2 protein-coding genes are annotated in these 1,362 nt (G+C 71.4%); both read right to left on the bottom strand.

From position 1 onward, the window contains the following. A partial coding sequence (locus tag H5J30_RS33500) for a protein kinase domain-containing protein (protein WP_181791512.1) occupies positions 1 to 528 on the bottom strand: 528 nt, incomplete at its 3' end. A gap of 137 nt (positions 529 to 665) precedes the next feature. Continuing rightward, positions 666 to 1,362, bottom strand: a 697-nt coding sequence (locus H5J30_RS33495) for a serine/threonine kinase C-terminal domain-containing protein (RefSeq protein ID WP_508471200.1), incomplete at its 5' end; no start/stop codon positions are given.

Below are 1,362 nucleotides of genomic sequence, written 5' to 3'. Positions count from 1 at the left end.
CCCCGTCAGGACCACGCGGCCGTCGTCGCAGACGAGCACCGTGCGGGTGGTGATGTTCCGGTGGGTCCAGCCGTGCGCGTGCAGCGCACGCAGCGCCGTGAGGATGTCCGCCGCGACCTCCGCCCCGCGGTAGGGGCTCAACGGCCGCTCCTCCAGCACCCCTTCGAGCGTCCGCGCTGGCACCAGCTCGCTGACGATCCAGAGGCTGCCGCCCTCCTCGAAGACGTCGAAGACCTGCGCCAGCCTGGGGTGGTCGGGTATCGCCGCCGCCGCGCGGGCGGCGTCCATGGCGCGCTGCACCACCACACTGGCCGCGCTGCGGCCCGCCCCGCCGCCGTACCCGGAGGGGTCCGCGGCGCCGCCGTCCTCTATCAGCTCGGCCTCGACGATCTCCGGCAGCGGCACCTGTCCGATGAGGACGTCCTGCCCGCTGTACGTGTCGAAGGCGCGCGTGTGGATGGGTTCGGCGTCGACGGCAGCCGGTAGCCGGTAACGGTCGGCGAGCACCCGGCCCGCGTAGTCGTCCACGAACGCCTCCCCACAACCGCGCAATGAGCCTGAGACCGGGCCAAATGCGGTCGGTGGTCAGCCTGGTCCGGATGCGTACGGTCCGCGAGACATCACGATACGTGCTCGAAGGGTGGTCTGTGACCCGCTCGCACGGGTTAGTCGACGGGCTTGAAGGATTCGAACGCCGTGTCGCGCAGCCCGCGGCACTCCGCGCCGTTCCACTCGCTCTCCGGACAGCTGATCATTATCGCGTAGCCGTGGGTGTCGTCCACGGCGAATCCGCGGTCCAGGACCCTCATCCGCCGGCCGTCCTGTATCCGGCTGAACTGCCAGTCCGCGACGGTGGGATACCCGCGCCACTCGACCTCCTTCATCGAGATCCGGCGGTAGCCGGAACTGGACGAGCTGACGGCGCCCTCTATGTCCTGCCAGTTCGCCAGCGCGCCACCCGAGGAGTTGTTCGGCTGGGAGGTGAAGTCGATCTGCACGCGCGGGAAGGACGACGATCCGCTGTAGATCGCGCCGCCGCCGCCCGGGGAGGTCGCGGTGCGCTGCCAGCCGTCGGGGAGTGCCACGGAGTGCTTGAACTCCGGCTCGGTGAGCGTCGCGTAGCCGTCCGGTACGCCGGTGGAGCCCTTCCCGGAGCCGGAACCGGAGCCGTCGTCGCCCTTGCCCTCGCCGGACCCCGAGCCGGAGGAGTCGTCGTCCTTGTCGCCCGCGGCGGCGTCCTCGTCGTCCTGCTCGCGCTTGTCCTCCTGGGCGTCGTCCTTGCCGGAGCCGGCCTGGTCCTTGCCCTGCTTGCCGTCCTGGCCGTCCTGCGCGCCCGCGCCTGCGCTCTGCCCGCCGTCGCTG

This window comes from Streptomyces phytophilus (assembly GCF_013870535.1).
Classification (GTDB): Bacteria; Actinomycetota; Actinomycetes; order Streptomycetales; family Streptomycetaceae; genus Streptomyces; species Streptomyces phytophilus.
This window is presented reverse-complemented; position numbering and strand designations above follow the sequence as displayed.